General features: G+C 63.4%; 16 protein-coding genes. 11 read left to right on the forward strand and 5 right to left on the reverse strand.

Annotation, left to right across the window (positions count from 1 at the left end):
* The first annotated feature begins 157 nt into the window (after positions 1 to 157).
* The 5 genes from AACG97_RS27440 to AACG97_RS27460 all read left to right on the forward strand — a co-directional run bounded on the left by AACG97_RS27440 (position 158) and on the right by AACG97_RS27460 (position 4,862).
* Complete coding sequence (locus AACG97_RS27440; RefSeq protein WP_009684533.1) at positions 158 to 1,030, forward strand: LysR family transcriptional regulator; 873 nt, start codon at positions 158 to 160, stop codon at positions 1,028 to 1,030.
* 205 nt (positions 1,031 to 1,235) lie between these two features.
* Entirely contained in the window at positions 1,236 to 1,499 is a 264-nt protein-coding gene (rpoZ, locus tag AACG97_RS27445) for a DNA-directed RNA polymerase subunit omega (protein WP_003253383.1), read from the forward strand.
* Between the two features lie 59 nt (positions 1,500 to 1,558).
* A complete protein-coding gene (gene spoT / locus AACG97_RS27450) occupies positions 1,559 to 3,667 on the forward strand; it encodes a bifunctional GTP diphosphokinase/guanosine-3',5'-bis pyrophosphate 3'-pyrophosphohydrolase (RefSeq protein WP_009684532.1) in 2,109 nt (702 codons plus the stop codon).
* 23 nt (positions 3,668 to 3,690) lie between these two features.
* Entirely contained in the window at positions 3,691 to 4,071 is a 381-nt protein-coding gene (locus tag AACG97_RS27455; protein ID WP_009684531.1) for a RidA family protein, read from the forward strand.
* A gap of 59 nt (positions 4,072 to 4,130) precedes the next feature.
* Entirely contained in the window at positions 4,131 to 4,862 is a 732-nt protein-coding gene (locus AACG97_RS27460) for a hypothetical protein (RefSeq protein WP_009684530.1), read from the forward strand.
* 142 nt (positions 4,863 to 5,004) lie between these two features.
* Here AACG97_RS27460 and AACG97_RS27465 read toward each other — a convergent pair whose 3' ends face one another.
* Positions 5,005 to 5,862 (reverse strand): SDR family oxidoreductase, encoded by an 858-nt coding sequence (locus tag AACG97_RS27465; protein ID WP_225786190.1) that lies wholly within the window; start codon positions 5,860 to 5,862, stop codon positions 5,005 to 5,007.
* Positions 5,863 to 6,053: 191 nt separating this feature from the next.
* Here AACG97_RS27465 and exbB point away from each other — a divergent pair, with 191 nt between their 5' ends.
* From exbB to AACG97_RS27495, 6 genes are all read left to right on the forward strand, one after another.
* Positions 6,054 to 7,019, forward strand: a complete 966-nt coding sequence (gene exbB, locus AACG97_RS27470) for a tonB-system energizer ExbB (RefSeq protein ID WP_009684526.1) — start codon at positions 6,054 to 6,056, stop codon at positions 7,017 to 7,019.
* Positions 7,020 to 7,022: 3 nt separating this feature from the next.
* Positions 7,023 to 7,451, forward strand: a complete 429-nt coding sequence (exbD, locus tag AACG97_RS27475) for a TonB system transport protein ExbD (protein WP_009684525.1) — start codon at positions 7,023 to 7,025, stop codon at positions 7,449 to 7,451.
* Positions 7,448 to 8,179, forward strand: a complete 732-nt coding sequence (locus AACG97_RS27480) for an energy transducer TonB (protein WP_033690730.1) — start codon at positions 7,448 to 7,450, stop codon at positions 8,177 to 8,179. The genes exbD and AACG97_RS27480 overlap by 4 nt, the downstream gene beginning before the upstream one ends.
* 94 nt (positions 8,180 to 8,273) lie before the next feature.
* Positions 8,274 to 9,200, forward strand: coding sequence for a hydrogen peroxide-inducible genes activator (locus AACG97_RS27485; RefSeq protein ID WP_009684523.1), 927 nt, complete (start codon positions 8,274 to 8,276; stop codon positions 9,198 to 9,200).
* Positions 9,201 to 9,203: 3 nt separating this feature from the next.
* Positions 9,204 to 11,282: an ATP-dependent DNA helicase RecG gene (recG, locus tag AACG97_RS27490; RefSeq protein ID WP_197885534.1), complete on the forward strand. Its 2,079-nt coding sequence runs from the start codon at positions 9,204 to 9,206 to the stop codon at positions 11,280 to 11,282.
* A 78-nt stretch (positions 11,283 to 11,360) separates the two neighbouring features.
* Positions 11,361 to 12,764, forward strand: coding sequence for an aminoacyl-tRNA deacylase and HDOD domain-containing protein (locus tag AACG97_RS27495; protein WP_009684521.1), 1,404 nt, complete (start codon positions 11,361 to 11,363; stop codon positions 12,762 to 12,764).
* A 31-nt stretch (positions 12,765 to 12,795) separates the two neighbouring features.
* On the opposite strand, the gene AACG97_RS27500 is transcribed toward AACG97_RS27495, so the two are convergent.
* The 4 genes from AACG97_RS27500 to AACG97_RS27515 all read right to left on the reverse strand — a co-directional run bounded on the left by AACG97_RS27500 (position 12,796) and on the right by AACG97_RS27515 (position 15,145).
* Positions 12,796 to 13,173, reverse strand: a complete 378-nt coding sequence (locus AACG97_RS27500) for an SCP2 sterol-binding domain-containing protein (RefSeq protein WP_009684520.1) — start codon at positions 13,171 to 13,173, stop codon at positions 12,796 to 12,798.
* Positions 13,174 to 13,319: 146 nt separating this feature from the next.
* Positions 13,320 to 13,625 carry an HU family DNA-binding protein gene (locus tag AACG97_RS27505; RefSeq protein ID WP_009684519.1) on the reverse strand — a complete coding sequence of 102 codons (306 nt, stop codon included), beginning with the start codon at positions 13,623 to 13,625 and terminating at the stop codon, positions 13,320 to 13,322.
* Positions 13,626 to 13,812: 187 nt separating this feature from the next.
* Positions 13,813 to 14,961, reverse strand: a complete 1,149-nt coding sequence (locus tag AACG97_RS27510; protein ID WP_125854434.1) for an NAD(P)/FAD-dependent oxidoreductase — start codon at positions 14,959 to 14,961, stop codon at positions 13,813 to 13,815.
* 16 nt (positions 14,962 to 14,977) lie between these two features.
* Complete coding sequence (locus tag AACG97_RS27515; protein WP_003253349.1) at positions 14,978 to 15,145, reverse strand: rubredoxin; 168 nt, start codon at positions 15,143 to 15,145, stop codon at positions 14,978 to 14,980.
* Positions 15,146 to 15,147: the final 2 nt, after the last annotated feature.

Here is a 15,147-nt window from a genome sequence, read left to right on the forward strand (position 1 = left end):
GCCTCATGGGCGACGATGGTTGCAGCTGTTGTTCTTTTCACTTCCCATCGTGGGGATTGTTGACCCGACCGGGCGCATTGATTCCGGGGGGCGGTTTCACTATAAAATGGCCCTGATGCAACAGACATTGGCAATTCGGCAAGCAGAGCGTGCACCAATGCAATATCAGATCACCCACGCCGACCTCACTCTGGTCCTGGCACTGGAGCGTGGCCGCTCGCTGGCGAAGGCCGCCGAGTTGCTCAAAGTTGACGTATCGACGGTCTTCCGCTCGATACGCCGGCTGGAATCGGCCCTCGGTACTGCGCTGTTCGTGAAAAGCCGCAAAGGCTACCTGCCAACCGATACTGCCCAGGCCCTGGCCGAGCAGGCCGAGCGTGCCGAGCAGGCGCTGGAGGCCGCGCGCATTGCCATGACCAGTGGCGAGCAAGTGGTCAGCGGCACGGTGCGCCTGACCTGTACCGAGGCGGTCATGCACAGCCTGCTGCTGCCGGCGCTGGCCGAGTTCATGCCCAACTACCCGGCGCTGTCGCTGGAAATGGGCACCTCCAACACCTTCGCCAACCTCAGCCGGCGCGACGCCGACATTGCCCTGCGCCTGACCAATACACCGCCTGAACACCTGGTGGGCCGCAACCTGGGCTCGACGTCCTATGTCATCTGCGGCCAGCCGCAGTGGCGCGAGCGGCTGGCCGAATCGCCTGCCAGCACCCCGTGGATCGCCCCTGACGACTCCATGCAGGACCACCCCACGGTGGTCTGGCGCAACCAGCAGCACCCTGGGTTGAGCCCGCGCTACCAGTGCAGCAGCATGTCGACCATCGCTCAGTTGGTGACCGCCGGGTTGGGCGTGGCGGCGCTGCCGGACTACATGGTGCATGCGCTGCCCGGCGTCGATGCGCTCAGCGGGCCGCTGGCCGGCTGCGACACCCAGCTGTGGCTGCTGACCCGCCCGGACTGCCGGGCGCTGCGCTCGGTGCAGACCTTGTTCGAAGAGCTGACCCCGAGGTTGCGCGGCGCGATGCTCTGAGGTTATCGTCAGGCTCATGCGTCGAGGGTGTCTGTTTCGGCCCTTTCGCGGCTGAAACCGCGCCTGCAGGGTGCGGTGGCAGGCTTGGGGATGACGCTGCTCGGCAAAACAGCGCTTCCCTATTGGCTGGTGAATTTTTATACTATCGAGTCCGCCTGCCCACTATTGGGCTGCACGCCCACCGCATTTGCTACTGAGGAAGACCATGGCCCGCGTAACTGTTGAAGACTGCCTGGAACACGTGGATAACCGCTTTGAGCTGGTCATGCTCTCGACCAAGCGCGCTCGCCAGCTGGCGACCGGCGGCAAGGAACCACGCGTAGCGTGGGAAAACGACAAGCCTACCGTCGTTGCCCTGCGTGAAATCGCCGAAGGCATCGTCACCAACGAATTCATCGCCGCTGAAGAGATCGTCACCGAGGATCCGGTGTTCGCCGCGTTCGAGGACGAGAACAACGAGGCTGTCTGATTGATGCCAGGTCGACGTCGCACGGCGCAAGGCCCTCTTCCTCGGCAGGAGGTAAACCCATGCCGGGTATAGAAGCCTTGGCCGAACGGCTGTCGACCTATCTTGGCCCTGAACAGGTCAACCTGGTCCGGCGCGCCTATTTCTACGCCGAACAGGCCCACGACGGGCAGCGCCGCCGCAGCGGCGAGCCCTACGTGACCCACCCGCTGGCCGTGGCCAGCATCCTCGCCGACATGCACATGGACCATCAAAGCCTGATGGCGGCCATGCTGCACGATGTGATCGAAGACACCGGTATCGCCAAGGAAGCCCTCAGCCAGCAATTTGGCGAGACCGTGGCCGAGCTGGTTGACGGGGTCAGCAAGCTGACCCAGATGAACTTCGAAACCAAGGCCGAGGCGCAGGCTGAAAACTTTCAGAAAATGGCCATGGCCATGGCGCGCGATATCCGCGTGATCCTGGTCAAGCTGGCTGACCGCCTGCACAACATGCGCACCCTTGAAGTGCTGTCCGGTGAAAAGCGCCGGCGCATCGCCAAGGAAACCCTCGAAATCTACGCCCCCATCGCCAATCGCCTGGGCATGCATACGGTGCGCGTGGAGTTCGAAGACCTCGGCTTCAAGGCCATGCACCCCATGCGCTCGTCGCTGATTCACCGTGCGGTGAAAAGCGCTCGTGGCAACCGCAAGGAAATCGTCGCCAAGATCGAGCACTCGCTGGCCAACTGCCTGGCTGCCGATGGCATCGAAGGCGAAATCAGCGGCCGGCAGAAGCACCTCTATGGCATCTACAAGAAGATGCGCGGCAAGCGCCGCGCCTTCAACGAGATCATGGACGTGTACGCCTTCCGCGTCATCGTTGACAAAGTCGATACCTGCTACCGTGTGCTCGGCGCCGTGCATAACCTGTACAAGCCGCTGCCCGGCCGCTTCAAGGACTACATCGCGATCCCCAAGGCCAACGGTTACCAGTCGTTGCACACCACGCTGTTCGGTATGCATGGCGTGCCCATCGAAATCCAGATCCGCACCCGCGAGATGGAAGAGATGGCCAACAACGGCATCGCGGCGCATTGGCTGTACAAGTCCAACGACGACGAGCAACCCAAGGGCAGCCACGCCCGTGCCCGCCAGTGGGTCAAAGGCATCCTGGAGCTGCAGCAGCGTGCTGGCAACTCGCTGGAGTTCATCGAAAGCGTGAAGATCGACCTGTTCCCGGACGAGGTCTACGTGTTCACGCCCAAGGGCCGCATCATGGAGCTGCCCAAAGGCTCGACGGCCGTCGACTTCGCTTACGCGGTACACACCGACGTCGGCAACAGTTGCATCGCCTGCCGTATCAATCGCCGCCTGGCGCCGTTGTCCGAACCGCTGCAGAGCGGGTCCACGGTGGAAATCGTCAGCGCCCCGGGCGCCCGGCCAAACCCGGCCTGGCTCAACTTCGTGGTTACCGGCAAGGCGCGCACGCACATCCGCCACGCGCTCAAGCAGCAGCGCCGGTCCGAATCCATCAGCCTGGGCGAACGCCTGCTGAACAAGGTGCTGACCGGCTTCGACAGCAGCCTGGAGAAGATCCCTCAGGAACGTATCCAGGCGATCCTGGCGGAGTACCGCCTGGAACTGATCGAAGACCTGCTCGAAGATATCGGCCTGGGCAACCGCATGGCATATGTGGTTGCGCGCCGCCTGCTGTCAGCCGAAGGCGAACAGTTGCCCGCACCGGAAGGGCCGCTGGCGATCCGCGGTACCGAGGGGCTGGTACTGAGTTATGCCAAGTGCTGTACACCCATCCCGGGCGACCCGATCGTCGGCCACCTGTCGGCAGGCAAGGGCATGGTCGTGCACCTGGAGAACTGCCGCAACATCAGTGAAATCCGCCACAACCCGGAAAAATGCGTGCAGCTTTCCTGGGCCAAGGACATCACCGGCGAGTTCAATGTCGAACTGCGGGTCGAACTGGAGCACCAGCGCGGCCTGATTGCCCTGCTTGCCAGCAGCGTCAACGCGGCCGACGGCAATATCGAGAAAATCAGCATGGACGAGCGCGACGGCCGTATCAGCGTGGTCCAACTGGTGGTCAGCGTACACGATCGCGTGCACCTGGCCCGTGTGATCAAGAAGCTGCGTACCTTGACCGGTGTGGTCCGCATCACCCGCATGCGTACGTAGTCCGCCAACCGCAAGGAGTCATCATGAGCAAGACCGTCATCAACAGCGACAAGGCCCCCGCCGCTATCGGTACCTACTCGCAGGCGATCAAGGCCGGCAATACCGTGTACATGTCCGGCCAGATCCCGCTGGACCCGAAGACCATGGAGCTGGTCGAAGGCTTCGAAGCCCAGACCGTGCAGGTATTCGAGAACCTCAAGGCCGTGGCTGAGGCTGCCGGCGGTTCGTTCAAGGACATCGTCAAGCTGAACATCTTCCTGACTGACCTGAGCCACTTCGCCAAGGTCAACGAGGTGATGGGCCGCTACTTCGAACAGCCTTACCCAGCCCGCGCCGCGATTGGCGTTGCCGCGCTGCCAAAAGGCGCCCAGGTCGAAATGGACGCCATCCTGGTCATCGAATGATGCCTTGGGCGACGGGGCACCCTGCCCGTCGCCCCCTCTCCTGCGCAAGGTTTCCCGACATGCGTCACGCACTGCCCCTCGCGCTGGCAGCCCTGCTCCTGAGCGGCTGCGCCAGCCACAAACCCGAAGATTTCAACGGCACCTGGATCAACCAGGCTGCGATCAAGGCCGCGGTAAAGGGCGACAGCCTGCGCCAGGCCCTCAATGAAAATGGTCCGGTATTCGAGTGGAAGCTCGACGTCGCCAACCAGCAGGCCAGCTACAGCAATGGCTTCGAAGCGGCGGACGGCCAGCTGGTCACGCTCGACAAGCAATTGCAGGCCAACTTTGACGGTGGCCAGACCGAGCAGCTTGCGCTGGACGGTGACGAACTGCTGACCACAGACCAGAGCGGCGCAAAGCAGGCTTTTGTCCGCGTACAACCCTCTGCCACCGCCAACGCCTCGCTGGGCAGCAGCTTTGAAAAAGCCCTGTACCAAGCGTATCTGGGCGGTGAATGGACCATTCTCGAAGGCCAGGGCCAAGGCGGAAAAGTACGCTTCAGCGATACCGGCAACGTCACTGGCTTGCCTGGGCCAGACCGTTTCGCCCTGTGCCTGGCCGGCGACTGCGCCACCATGGGCGGCAGCAACGACAGCCTGTGGCTGGAGCGCAACCAACGGGGTGCGCCTTTCATCATCAAGCGTGACGGCGACAAGCTGGAGATCTTCCAGGCGGTGAACCGTGCCCAGGCTGATGACATGCCCCAACTGGCAGCGGGCAAGCGCCAGTGGTTGCTGGAAAAAAACTGAAGCCTGCAGCAGCGGCCTTGTTTCGCGACAGGGCCGCAACACGGCACCAGGGCATCAGCGTCGGCGCGTGGATTGCCAGGGCTGCGTTGCAGCCCAATCGCAACGCCAGGCCGCGCCTACAGAAGTCGCGTCAAGGGTGTGGTCAGGCTTTCGCCGCCAGGATGGCTGCGTAGCCTTCCTTGTAACTCGGATACACCGGTGCCCAGCCCAACGCCTTCACCCGTGCGTTGCTGCAGCGCTTGCTACCGGTACGCCGCACGCGCTGTTCATCTGACCACTCGGTAACCCCCAGGTAGGCCCGCAACCAGGCCACCACATCGGCCAGCGGTGCCGGATCATCGTCAACCCCGATGTAACAGTCGTCCAACGCCTTGCCATCAGCATCTTCCTGCAGCAGAAACGCCAGCAAGCTGGCAGCATCTTCGGCATGAATACGGTTGCCGTACAGCGGCGGCTGCTCAGCCACCCGATAGCCTTGGCGTACCTGGCTCAGCAGCCACTCGCGGCCGGGGCCGTAGATGCCAGTGAGGCGCACCACACTCGCCGGTATGCCGCTGCCAAGAGCCAAGCGCTCCGCTTCCAGCATCAGCCGCCCCGAATACCCCTCGGGCTCGGTCGCCGACCCTTCCTCAACCCACTCGCCGTCCTTCTGCGCATACACGCTACTGCTTGACACGAACAGCAAGCGGCGCGGCCGTTGGCCACGCTCGGCCAGCCAGGCCAGCACATGGCGTAAACCGTCGACATAGGCCGCCCGGTAACCCGCCTCGTCATGCTGGCTGGCCGCCACGCAGTACACCAGGTAGTCCAGCGTACCCCGTGGCCATGCGGCTGGCAGCGAGGGCTCGGCCAAGTCCGCAGCCACCGGGTGAACCCCCGCAGGCAATTGCCCCACCGAACGGCGCAGACCGCTGACCTGCCAGCCACGTGCCAGCATCTGCCGGGCCAAGCGCCCGCCTACATCACCACAACCCACCACCATCACGGAAAGGTCTGACATCACAAAACTCCCTGGACCAACTGATCAGCCCAACCACGCTACACGATGGATGGCTAGACCATAGGCGAAAAAAGCTACAATATTACTTTTGTTAACAAGAATTACTTGCAATAATGGCGACCAAGTTGTTCTCGGCCCGCCTCGAGGCCTTGGAGAACGTTCGTCTTTTCTCTTCATCAGGTCCGGCCAGCATGACACGTACTAAACCCTCCGCTTCGCCAACCCAGTCGCGCGCCTGGCGCGCCATCGCCGCGCTGACGCTCAGCCTGGTGCTGGCCCCGGCAGCCATGGCCGATGAGCCAACCGCCAATACCACCACGCCGGCCGCCGCCACTGCCGCTGCTGCCCCGAGCACCGCCCCGGCTGGCGAGGCACCCGCCACCAGCGCCACTGCCGGTGCACCAGCTGCAGCAGACCCAAGCGTCGAAGCCCTGGTTGAAGATACCTCGCTGGGCATGGCCCACGACCTGTCCCCATGGGGCATGTACAAGAACGCCGACATCGTGGTGAAGATCGTCATGATCGGCCTGGCTATCGCCTCCATCATCACTTGGACCATCTGGATCGCCAAAGGCTTCGAGCTGATGGGCGCCAAACGCCGCCTGCGTGGCGAAATCGCCCAGCTGAAGAAGGCCACCACGCTGAAAGATGCCAGCGAAGTCTCCAGCAAGGAAGGCACGCTGGCCCATACCCTGGTGCACGACGCCCTTGAAGAGATGCGCCTGTCGGCCAATGCCCGCGAGAAAGAGGGTATCAAGGAACGCGTCAGCTTCCGCCTGGAGCGCCTGGTGCATGCCAGCGGCCGTAACATGAGCAGCGGCACCGGCGTACTTGCCACCATTGGTTCCACCGCCCCGTTCGTCGGCCTGTTCGGCACCGTCTGGGGCATCATGAACAGCTTCATCGGTATCGCCAAGACCCAGACCACCAACCTGGCCGTGGTCGCCCCGGGTATCGCCGAAGCCCTGCTGGCCACCGCCCTGGGCCTGGTCGCGGCAATCCCGGCCGTGGTCATCTACAACGTCTTCGCCCGTTCCATTGCCGGCTACAAGGCTCAGGTGTCCGATGCTTCCGCCCAGGTACTGCTGCTGGTCAGCCGCGATCTGGACCACCAAGGCAGCGAGCGCGCCGCCCCGCACATGGTGAAAGTGGGGTAAGCCATGGGCCTGCATCTCAACGAAGGTGGCGACGACCTCGCCGAAAACCACGAAATCAACGTTACGCCGTTCATCGACGTAATGCTGGTACTGCTGATCATCTTCATGGTTGCCGCCCCGCTGGCCACAGTCGATATCAAGGTCGACCTGCCGGCCTCGACCGCCAAACCGGCGCCGAGGCCCGAGAAGCCGGTGTTCGTCAGCGTCAAGGCAGACCAGAAGCTGTACGTCGGCGACGATCAGGTCCCGGCACCCGACCAGCTTGGCCCGATGCTCGACGCCAAGACCAAGGGTGACAAGGAAACCACCATCTTCTTCCAGGCCGACAAAGGCGTGGATTACGGTGACCTGATGGAAGTGATGAACAACATGCGCTCGGCCGGCTACCTGAAAGTCGGCCTGGTAGGTCTCGAGACGGCAGCCAAGAAATGACAAAACCGCGCTCAAACATGGCGCGCTACGCTGGCAGCCTGGCGATCGTGCTGGGCGTGCACGTGGTCGCCGTGCTGCTGACGCTCAACTGGTCTGTGCCCCAGGCCATCGAGTTGCCGCCAGCAGCCATGATGGTCGAACTGGCACCGCTGCCGGAACCCGCGCCACCGCCGCCCCCGAAAGCGGCGCCGCAGCCACCTGCACCGGTAGAGGAACCACCTTTGCCGAAGCTGGTGGAGGCACCCAAGCCGAAGATCGCCATCCCCAAGCCGCCCAAGCCGAAGGCCAAGCCCCAGCCGCCCAAGCCTGAGAAGAAGCCTGAGCCGCCGAAGGAGGCACCGCCGACCGAGCAGACCGTCGACGCGCCGCCGAGCAATACGCCACCGCAGAAGTCCGCGGCACCGGCCCCGAGCATCGCGTCCAACAGCAACGCCCTGCCGACCTGGCAGAGTGACCTGCTGCGCCACCTGGCCAAGTACAAACGCTACCCGGAAGACGCGCGCCGCCGTGGCCTGCAAGGCATCAACCGCCTGCGCTTCGTGGTCGACGCCGAGGGCAAGGTGGTGTCGTATTCGATGGCCGGTGGGTCGGGCAGTGCCGCGCTGGACCGCGCGACCATGGAAATGATCCGCCGCGCCGGCAAAGTGCCAAAGCCGCCACCCGAGTTGTTGAACAATGGCACCATCGAAGTCGTGGCGCCCTTCGTCTACTCGCTGGATCGCCGCTAAGACTTTTGTTTCTGTCACAAATCGGCAAGTCTGATAACGTGCGTCTATCGATTGCAGCCGCTATGCTGGGGCCGCAACTTCATGGACGCACGTTATGACCCTCACAGAACTACGCTACATCGTCACACTCGCCCAGGAACAGCACTTCGGCCATGCCGCCGAGCGCTGCCACGTGAGCCAGCCGACCCTGTCGGTCGGTGTGAAGAAGCTTGAGGATGAGCTTGGCGTTCTGATCTTCGAACGCAGCAAAAGCGCGGTCCGCCTGACCCCCGTCGGCGAGAGCATCGTTGCCCAGGCACAAAAGGTACTGGAGCAGGCCCAGGGCATTCGCGAACTGGCCCAGGCTGGCAAGAACCAGCTGACTGCGCCGCTCAAGGTCGGTGCCATCTACACCGTGGGCCCCTACCTGTTCCCGCACCTGATCCCGCAACTGCACCGCGTGGCACCGCAGATGCCGCTGTACATCGAAGAAAACTTCACCCATGTGCTGCGCGAGAAGCTGCGCAATGGCGAGCTGGACGCGGTGATCATCGCCCTGCCGTTCAATGAAGCCGATGTGCTCACCCTGCCCCTCTACGACGAACCGTTCTGCGCGCTGATGCCTGCCGACCACCCATGGACGGCCAAAAAGACCATCGACACCGCCATGCTCAACGACAAGAGCCTGTTGCTGCTGGGTGAAGGTCACTGCTTCCGTGACCAGGTGCTGGAAGCCTGCCCTACCCTGAACAAGGGGGGTGAAGGGTCGCGGCACACCACGGTCGAATCCAGCTCGCTGGAAACCATCCGCCACATGGTAGCGTCCGGCCTTGGCGTGTCTATCCTGCCGCTGTCGGCGGTGCACAGCCACCACTACGCGCCTGGGGTCATCGAAGTCCGCCCGCTGACCGCCCCGGCACCGTTCCGCACCGTGGCCATCGCCTGGCGCGCCAGCTTCCCACGGCCAAAGGCCATCGAGATCCTCGCCGACTCGATCCGCCTGTGCTCGGTAGCCAAGGCCCCTGCAGAACAAACGGCCTGAGTCATGACGGAGCTGTCGAACGTCCCGGTCACCGTGCTCAAGGGTGTTGGCGAGGCCATGGCCGAAAAGCTCGCCAAGGTCGGCCTGGAAAACTTGCAGGACGTGCTGTTCCACCTGCCCCTGCGCTATCAGGACCGCACCCGCGTGGTTCCGATCGGCCAGCTGCGCCCAGGCCAGGACGCGGTGATCGAGGGGGTGGTCAGCGGTGCCGACGTGACCATGGGCAAGCGTCGCAGCCTGGTGGTACGCCTGGGTGACGGCAATGGCGTGTTGAGCTTGCGCTTCTACCATTTCAGCAACGCGCAAAAGGAAGGACTCAAGCGCGGCACCCACCTGCGCTGCTACGGCGAAGCTCGCCCGGGCGCTTCCGGGCTGGAGATCTACCACCCGGAGTACCGCGCATTGAACGGTGACGAACCGCCACCGCCGGTCGACCAAACCCTCACCCCGATCTACCCGTCTACCGAGGGCCTCACCCAGCAACGCCTGCGCCAACTGTGCCAACAGAGCCTGAGCCTGCTCGGCCCGCGCAGCCTGCCCGACTGGCTGCCCGACGAACTGGCCCGCGACTACCAGCTGGCGCCGCTGGATGACGCCATCCGCTACCTGCACAACCCGCCCGCCGACGCCGACGTCGAGGAGTTGGCCCTGGGCCACCACTGGGCTCAGCACCGCCTGGCATTCGAAGAGCTGCTCACCCACCAGCTGTCGCAACAGCGCCTGCGCGAGAGCCTGCGCAGCCTGCGTGCGCCAGTGTTGCCCAAGGCCACCCGGCTGCCGGCGCAATACCTGGCCAATTTGGGCTTCCAGCCGACCGGCGCGCAGCAGCGCGTCGCCAACGAAATTGCCTACGACCTCAGCCAGCACGAGCCGATGATGCGCCTGGTGCAAGGCGACGTGGGTGCCGGCAAGACCGTGGTCGCCGCGCTGGCCGCGTTGCAGGCCCTGGAGGCTGGTTATCAGGTGGCATTGATGGCCCCCACCGAGATCCTTGCCGAACAGCACTACATCACCTTCAAGCGCTGGCTGGAGCCTTTGGGTCTGGAGGTGGCCTGGCTGGCCGGCAAACTCAAGGGCAAGGCCCGGGCGGCGTCGCTCGAGCAGATCGCCAATGGCGCCCCGATGGTGGTCGGCACCCACGCCCTGTTCCAGGACGAGGTGAAGTTCAAGCACCTGGCCTTGGCCATCATCGACGAACAGCACCGTTTCGGCGTGCAGCAACGCCTGGCGCTGCGCAAGAAAGGCGTAGCCGGCGAGCTGTGCCCACACCAGCTGATCATGACCGCTACCCCCATTCCGCGCACCCTGGCCATGAGTGCCTACGCCGACCTGGACACCTCGGTGCTCGACGAGCTGCCGCCTGGGCGCACGCCGGTGAACACCGTGCTGGTGGCCGACAGCCGGCGTTTCGAAGTGGTCGAACGGGTACGCGCCGCCTGCGCTGAAGGGCGCCAGGCGTACTGGGTGTGCACGCTGATCGAAGAGTCCGAGGAACTGACCTGCCAAGCAGCCGAAAGCACTTACGAGGAGCTGGGCAGCGCCTTGGGTGAACTGCGGGTCGGGCTGATCCACGGCCGCATGAAGCCGGCGGAAAAGGCCGAGATCATGGCCGAGTTCAAGGCCGGCAACCTGCAGTTGCTGGTCGCCACCACCGTCATTGAGGTGGGCGTGGACGTGCCCAATGCCAGCCTGATGATCATCGAAAACCCCGAGCGCCTCGGCCTGGCCCAGCTGCACCAGTTGCGTGGCCGGGTGGGCCGCGGCAGCGCCGTCAGCCATTGCGTGCTGCTGTACCACCCGCCGCTGTCGCAGATCGGCCGCGAGCGCCTGGGCATCATGCGCGAAACCAACGACGGCTTCATCATCGCCGAAAAAGACCTTGCGCTACGCGGCCCGGGCGAAATGCTGGGTACCCGCCAGACCGGCCTGCTGCAATTCAAGGTCGCCGACCTGATGCGCGACGCCGACCTGTTGCCAGCGGTACGCGATGCCGCCCAGGCCCTGATCGCACGCTGGCCGGAGCACGTCAGCCCGCTGCTGGACCGTTGGCTGCGTCATGGCCAGCAATATGGTCAGGTGTGACGCCTGTCCCATAATGGATCCAGATTTGCGCCCAGGGTGGTTATACTTCGCGTTTAAAAGAATCAGTGGATACGGACCATGACTGAAGTTGCCCTGGACACCGCAACCCCACACACGCCTTCCGTCATCAGGCTGCTGCTCGAGAAACTCGGCGTAGCCTACCGCGAGGTGGTCGAACATCCGCACCTGCCCGCAGCCTCGCGGGTACAGGCCGTGCTGCTGGACGACGAGGTGGGCGCCATGATGGTGCTGTTCCCGCAGAGCCAGCTGCTGGACCTGAACCGCCTGGCCGAACTGACCGGGCGCAAGCTCACCGCCGTGTCGGTGCCACGCCTCAAGCAAATGCTCGACAAACACCAGCTCAAGGCGCTGCCGGGCATCCCGGCGCTCACCAGCTCACCGTGCCAGTACGAAAAAAGCCTGCTGGACGTCGACCTGGTGTACATCAATTCGGGTGAAGCCGGCCTGTTGCTGGAAATAGAGCGCGCGCACTTCAAGCGCATGTTGCTCAAGGCCAGCGCCAGCAGCTTTGGCCAGGAAGTCGGGGCGATCAGCCCCAACCTCGACCGCCCCAACGACGATACCCGCGAAATCACCAATGCCGTGCAAGCCTTCACTGCCCGGCGCATCCAGAAGCGCCTGGAAGAAACCATCGAAATCCCGCCGCTGGCCGATACTGCGCAGAAAATCATCAAACTGCGGGTAGACCCCAACGCCAGCATCGACGATATCACTGGGGTAGTAGAAACCGACCCGGCCCTGGCCGCCCAGGTAGTCAGCTGGGCGGCATCACCCTACTACGCCTCGCCGGGCAAGATCCGCTCGGTGGAAGACGCCATCGTCCGCGTGCTGGGCTTCGACCTGGTGATCAACCTCGCCCTCGGCCTGGCCCTGGGCAAGACCCTGAGCCTGCCCAAGGACAACCCTCAGCAGGCCACCCCGTACTGGCAGCAGTCGATCTACACCGCCGCCATCATCGAGGGCCTTACCCGAGCCATGCCGCGGGCAGAGCGCCCTGAAGCAGGCCTGACCTACCTGGCCGGGCTGTTGCACAACTTCGGTTACCTGCTGCTGGCACACGTTTTCCCGCCGCACTTCTCGCTGATTTGTCGCCACCTGGAGGTCAACCCTCACCTGAACCACACCTATGTGGAACAACACCTGCTGGGCATCAGCCGCGAGCAGATTGGTGCCTGGTTGATGAAACTGTGGGACATGCCGGTAGAGCTCTCGGCCGCGCTGCGTTTCCAGCACGACCCGGCCTACGACGGCGAGTTTTCGGAATTCCCCAACCTGGTATGCCTGGCCACACGCCTGCTGCGCTCGCGGGGGATTGGCTCGGGGCCGCTGGAGGAGATTCCTGACGAACTGCTGGAGCGTTTGGGCATTGCCCGGGAAAAGGCCGAGGATGTGGTGAACAAAGTGCTGGAGGCCGAGAGCTTGCTGCGGGAGCTGGCTTCGCAGTTCAACGCACCGCATTGAAGCCCGGGGCCGCTTGGCGGCCCCAAACATTTCAGCCCTGCTTCTTCTTCGGCTTCAGGTACTTCATCAACCCCTGAAACCACATCACCAACGCCGGATTGCCCTTGATCTGGATGTTCTTGTCCTGAATGCCCTGCATGAACGCCAACTGCTTGTTGCTTGCCTGCAAGGTGGCAAAGCCATAGGCGGCATCCTTGAAGGCAATGGCAAAGGCTGGCTGTGAGTACGACCCGCTTTTGCTGCTGACCCGCTCGTTGCTGACGATAAAGTGCCGGGCGACCTTGCCGTCCAGGGTCTGCATCTGGAACACCAGGTCCTTGCCTTTGAGCTGCTGCTGGAATGCCGGATTATTGCGGCTGGCCCGGGCCATCAGCAGCCCCATGGCCCAGAGAAGAAAGCGGAACTTCATCGACACGCCTCGATGGAAAAGTGACTAAGTTGCGCAGTTTATCCTCCTAATGACCTTTTTATGCAAGTTCGCAGCAATTACCGGGTGTAAAGAACAACGGGCGCCATCTGGCGCCCGTTCGGGATCAACGCATCCTCAGTGCACAGTTACTTTTTCTTGCTGGCCTTGCTCGGCGCGGCCGGCGTATTGACGCTGTCCCTGAGGTTCTTGCCGGGCTTGAAAGCCACGGTATTGCTGGCTTTGATCTTGACCGGCTGGCCGGTTTGCGGGTTTTTGCCGGTACGCGCGCCGCGGTGACGCTTTTCGAAAGTGCCGAAACCAACCAGGGTCACGGTGTCCTTGTCCAGGGCGCCCGTGATGCTGTCGAGAATCGCGTTCAGCACTTGATTAGCCTTTTCTTTGGTCAGGTCAGCTTTTTCAGCGATGACGGCGGCGAGTTCTGGTTTGCGCATAGTAAAGCCTCTTTGACGGAATTCTTGTTGTTATGCCGTGCTGCCTTCAGGAGCAGCGCTCAAGGCACCGCAGGCTCTAACCTGCGGCAGACGGGAGTGAGAATGGCACGTGGTTCGGGGCCGCGCCAGTATCTGAGCGGCCATTGTGCAGGCAACAACAGGACAAACCAGACAGAACGCCGGGCAATTACGCCATAACTGCAGGTAGCTGGCGGTTCAGCGCCAGCTTTTCCGTGACCGCAGCCCCGGTCAGGGCGTAACCCAGCAGCCCGCCACCCGCATCGATGCACAGCACCTTCAGGTCATTGCCCTGCCCTTCGACCTGCCAAGTGCCTTCTCGCCCCTGTGGCGGTGGCGAAACCACCAGCGGGCAGGCCGGGGTTTTCACCGTGATCGGCATTGGCCCGTAGGCAACTGCCGTGGGCTTGCCGGCCAGGGTTTGGGCCAGTGCCCGTGCACAACTCATCAGCGGCATCACGTACAACAGGTTGATGCCGTCTACCTCGGCACAATCCCCGAGGGCGAAGATATTGGCGTGGGAGGTTCGCAGCTCACGGTCCACGCTGACGCCACGGTTGACCTGCAACCCGGCCGCGGCAGCCAGGTCGGTACGCGGGCGCAGGCCAATGGCCGAAACGACCAGGTCACAGCCAACCACGCTGCCATCCGACAGGTGCGCCTCCAGACCGTGGGGCGCCTGCTGCAAGCGGGTCAGAACAGGCCCAAGGTGAAAGCGTACGCCCAGGTCTTGCAACCCACGTTGTACCGCGCCGGCAGCGGCCGGATGCAACAGGGTCGGCATGACCTGTTCGCATGGCGCTACCACGTCTACCTGAAAGCCCCCCAGGCTCATGTCGTTGGCAAACTCGCAGCCGATCAGGCCAGCGCCGAGAATCAGCACGCGTTGCTTGCCGGCGGCGGCAGCACGAAAGCGTGCGTAGTCCTCCAGGTCGTTGATGGGGAACACCAGGTGGCTGGCATCGCCTTCAACCGGCACCTGCACGGTCTGCGCACCCCACGCCAGCACCAGGTCGCGGTATGCCACGGCCTCTTCGCCGATCCACAGGCGTTTGTGCCCAGGGTCGATGCCGCTGATACGGGTATGGGTGCGGATTTCGGCGTTCAGCTGCTCGGCCATGGCACCGGCTTCGGCCATGCACAGGTCAGCGGCGCCCTTGTGCTTGGCATAGCCCATGGAAAGCATGGGCTTGGAGTAGGAACGACCGTCATCGGCGGTGATCAGCAGCAACGGCGTATGCGCATCGAGCTTGCGAAATTCGCGGGCCAAGTTGTAGCCCGCCAGGCCGGTGCCGATGATTACCACAGGGGACGTCATGTCGTGCTTGCCTCGCTTAGCCGATGGAGATCATTTCAAAGTCGCTTTTGCCAACACCGCAGTCAGGGCATAGCCAGTCTTCCGGCACGTCCTCCCAACGGGTGCCAGGGGCGATGCCGTCGTCGGGCCAGCCTTCGGCTTCGTCGTAGATCAGGCCACAGACGATACATTGCCACTTTTTCATCA

Origin of the sequence: Pseudomonas sp. Nvir (assembly GCF_963778085.1) — a bacterium.
GTDB classification, from domain to species: Bacteria; Pseudomonadota; Gammaproteobacteria; order Pseudomonadales; family Pseudomonadaceae; genus Aquipseudomonas; species Aquipseudomonas juntendi.

Excerpts from the sequence above, each read along its gene's own strand:
- AACG97_RS27485 (WP_009684523.1), top strand. The coding sequence starts at position 8,274 with ATGACCCTCACAGAACTACGCTACATCGTCACACTCGCCCAGGAACAG.
- AACG97_RS27480 (WP_033690730.1), top strand. The coding sequence starts at position 7,448 with ATGACAAAACCGCGCTCAAACATGGCGCGCTACGCTGGCAGCCTGGCG.
- AACG97_RS27510 (WP_125854434.1), bottom strand. The coding sequence starts at position 14,961 with ATGACGTCCCCTGTGGTAATCATCGGCACCGGCCTGGCGGGCTACAAC.
- AACG97_RS27440 (WP_009684533.1), top strand. The coding sequence starts at position 158 with ATGCAATATCAGATCACCCACGCCGACCTCACTCTGGTCCTGGCACTG.
- exbB (WP_009684526.1), top strand. The coding sequence starts at position 6,054 with ATGACACGTACTAAACCCTCCGCTTCGCCAACCCAGTCGCGCGCCTGG.
- AACG97_RS27465 (WP_225786190.1), bottom strand. The coding sequence starts at position 5,862 with ATGTCAGACCTTTCCGTGATGGTGGTGGGTTGTGGTGATGTAGGCGGG.
- AACG97_RS27500 (WP_009684520.1), bottom strand. The coding sequence starts at position 13,173 with ATGAAGTTCCGCTTTCTTCTCTGGGCCATGGGGCTGCTGATGGCCCGG.
- AACG97_RS27460 (WP_009684530.1), top strand. The coding sequence starts at position 4,131 with ATGCGTCACGCACTGCCCCTCGCGCTGGCAGCCCTGCTCCTGAGCGGC.
- rpoZ (WP_003253383.1), top strand. The coding sequence starts at position 1,236 with ATGGCCCGCGTAACTGTTGAAGACTGCCTGGAACACGTGGATAACCGC.
- exbD (WP_009684525.1), top strand. The coding sequence starts at position 7,023 with ATGGGCCTGCATCTCAACGAAGGTGGCGACGACCTCGCCGAAAACCAC.
- AACG97_RS27505 (WP_009684519.1), bottom strand. The coding sequence starts at position 13,625 with ATGCGCAAACCAGAACTCGCCGCCGTCATCGCTGAAAAAGCTGACCTG.
- AACG97_RS27455 (WP_009684531.1), top strand. The coding sequence starts at position 3,691 with ATGAGCAAGACCGTCATCAACAGCGACAAGGCCCCCGCCGCTATCGGT.
- AACG97_RS27515 (WP_003253349.1), bottom strand. The coding sequence starts at position 15,145 with ATGAAAAAGTGGCAATGTATCGTCTGTGGCCTGATCTACGACGAAGCC.
- spoT (WP_009684532.1), top strand. The coding sequence starts at position 1,559 with ATGCCGGGTATAGAAGCCTTGGCCGAACGGCTGTCGACCTATCTTGGC.
- recG (WP_197885534.1), top strand. The coding sequence starts at position 9,204 with ATGACGGAGCTGTCGAACGTCCCGGTCACCGTGCTCAAGGGTGTTGGC.
- AACG97_RS27495 (WP_009684521.1), top strand. The coding sequence starts at position 11,361 with ATGACTGAAGTTGCCCTGGACACCGCAACCCCACACACGCCTTCCGTC.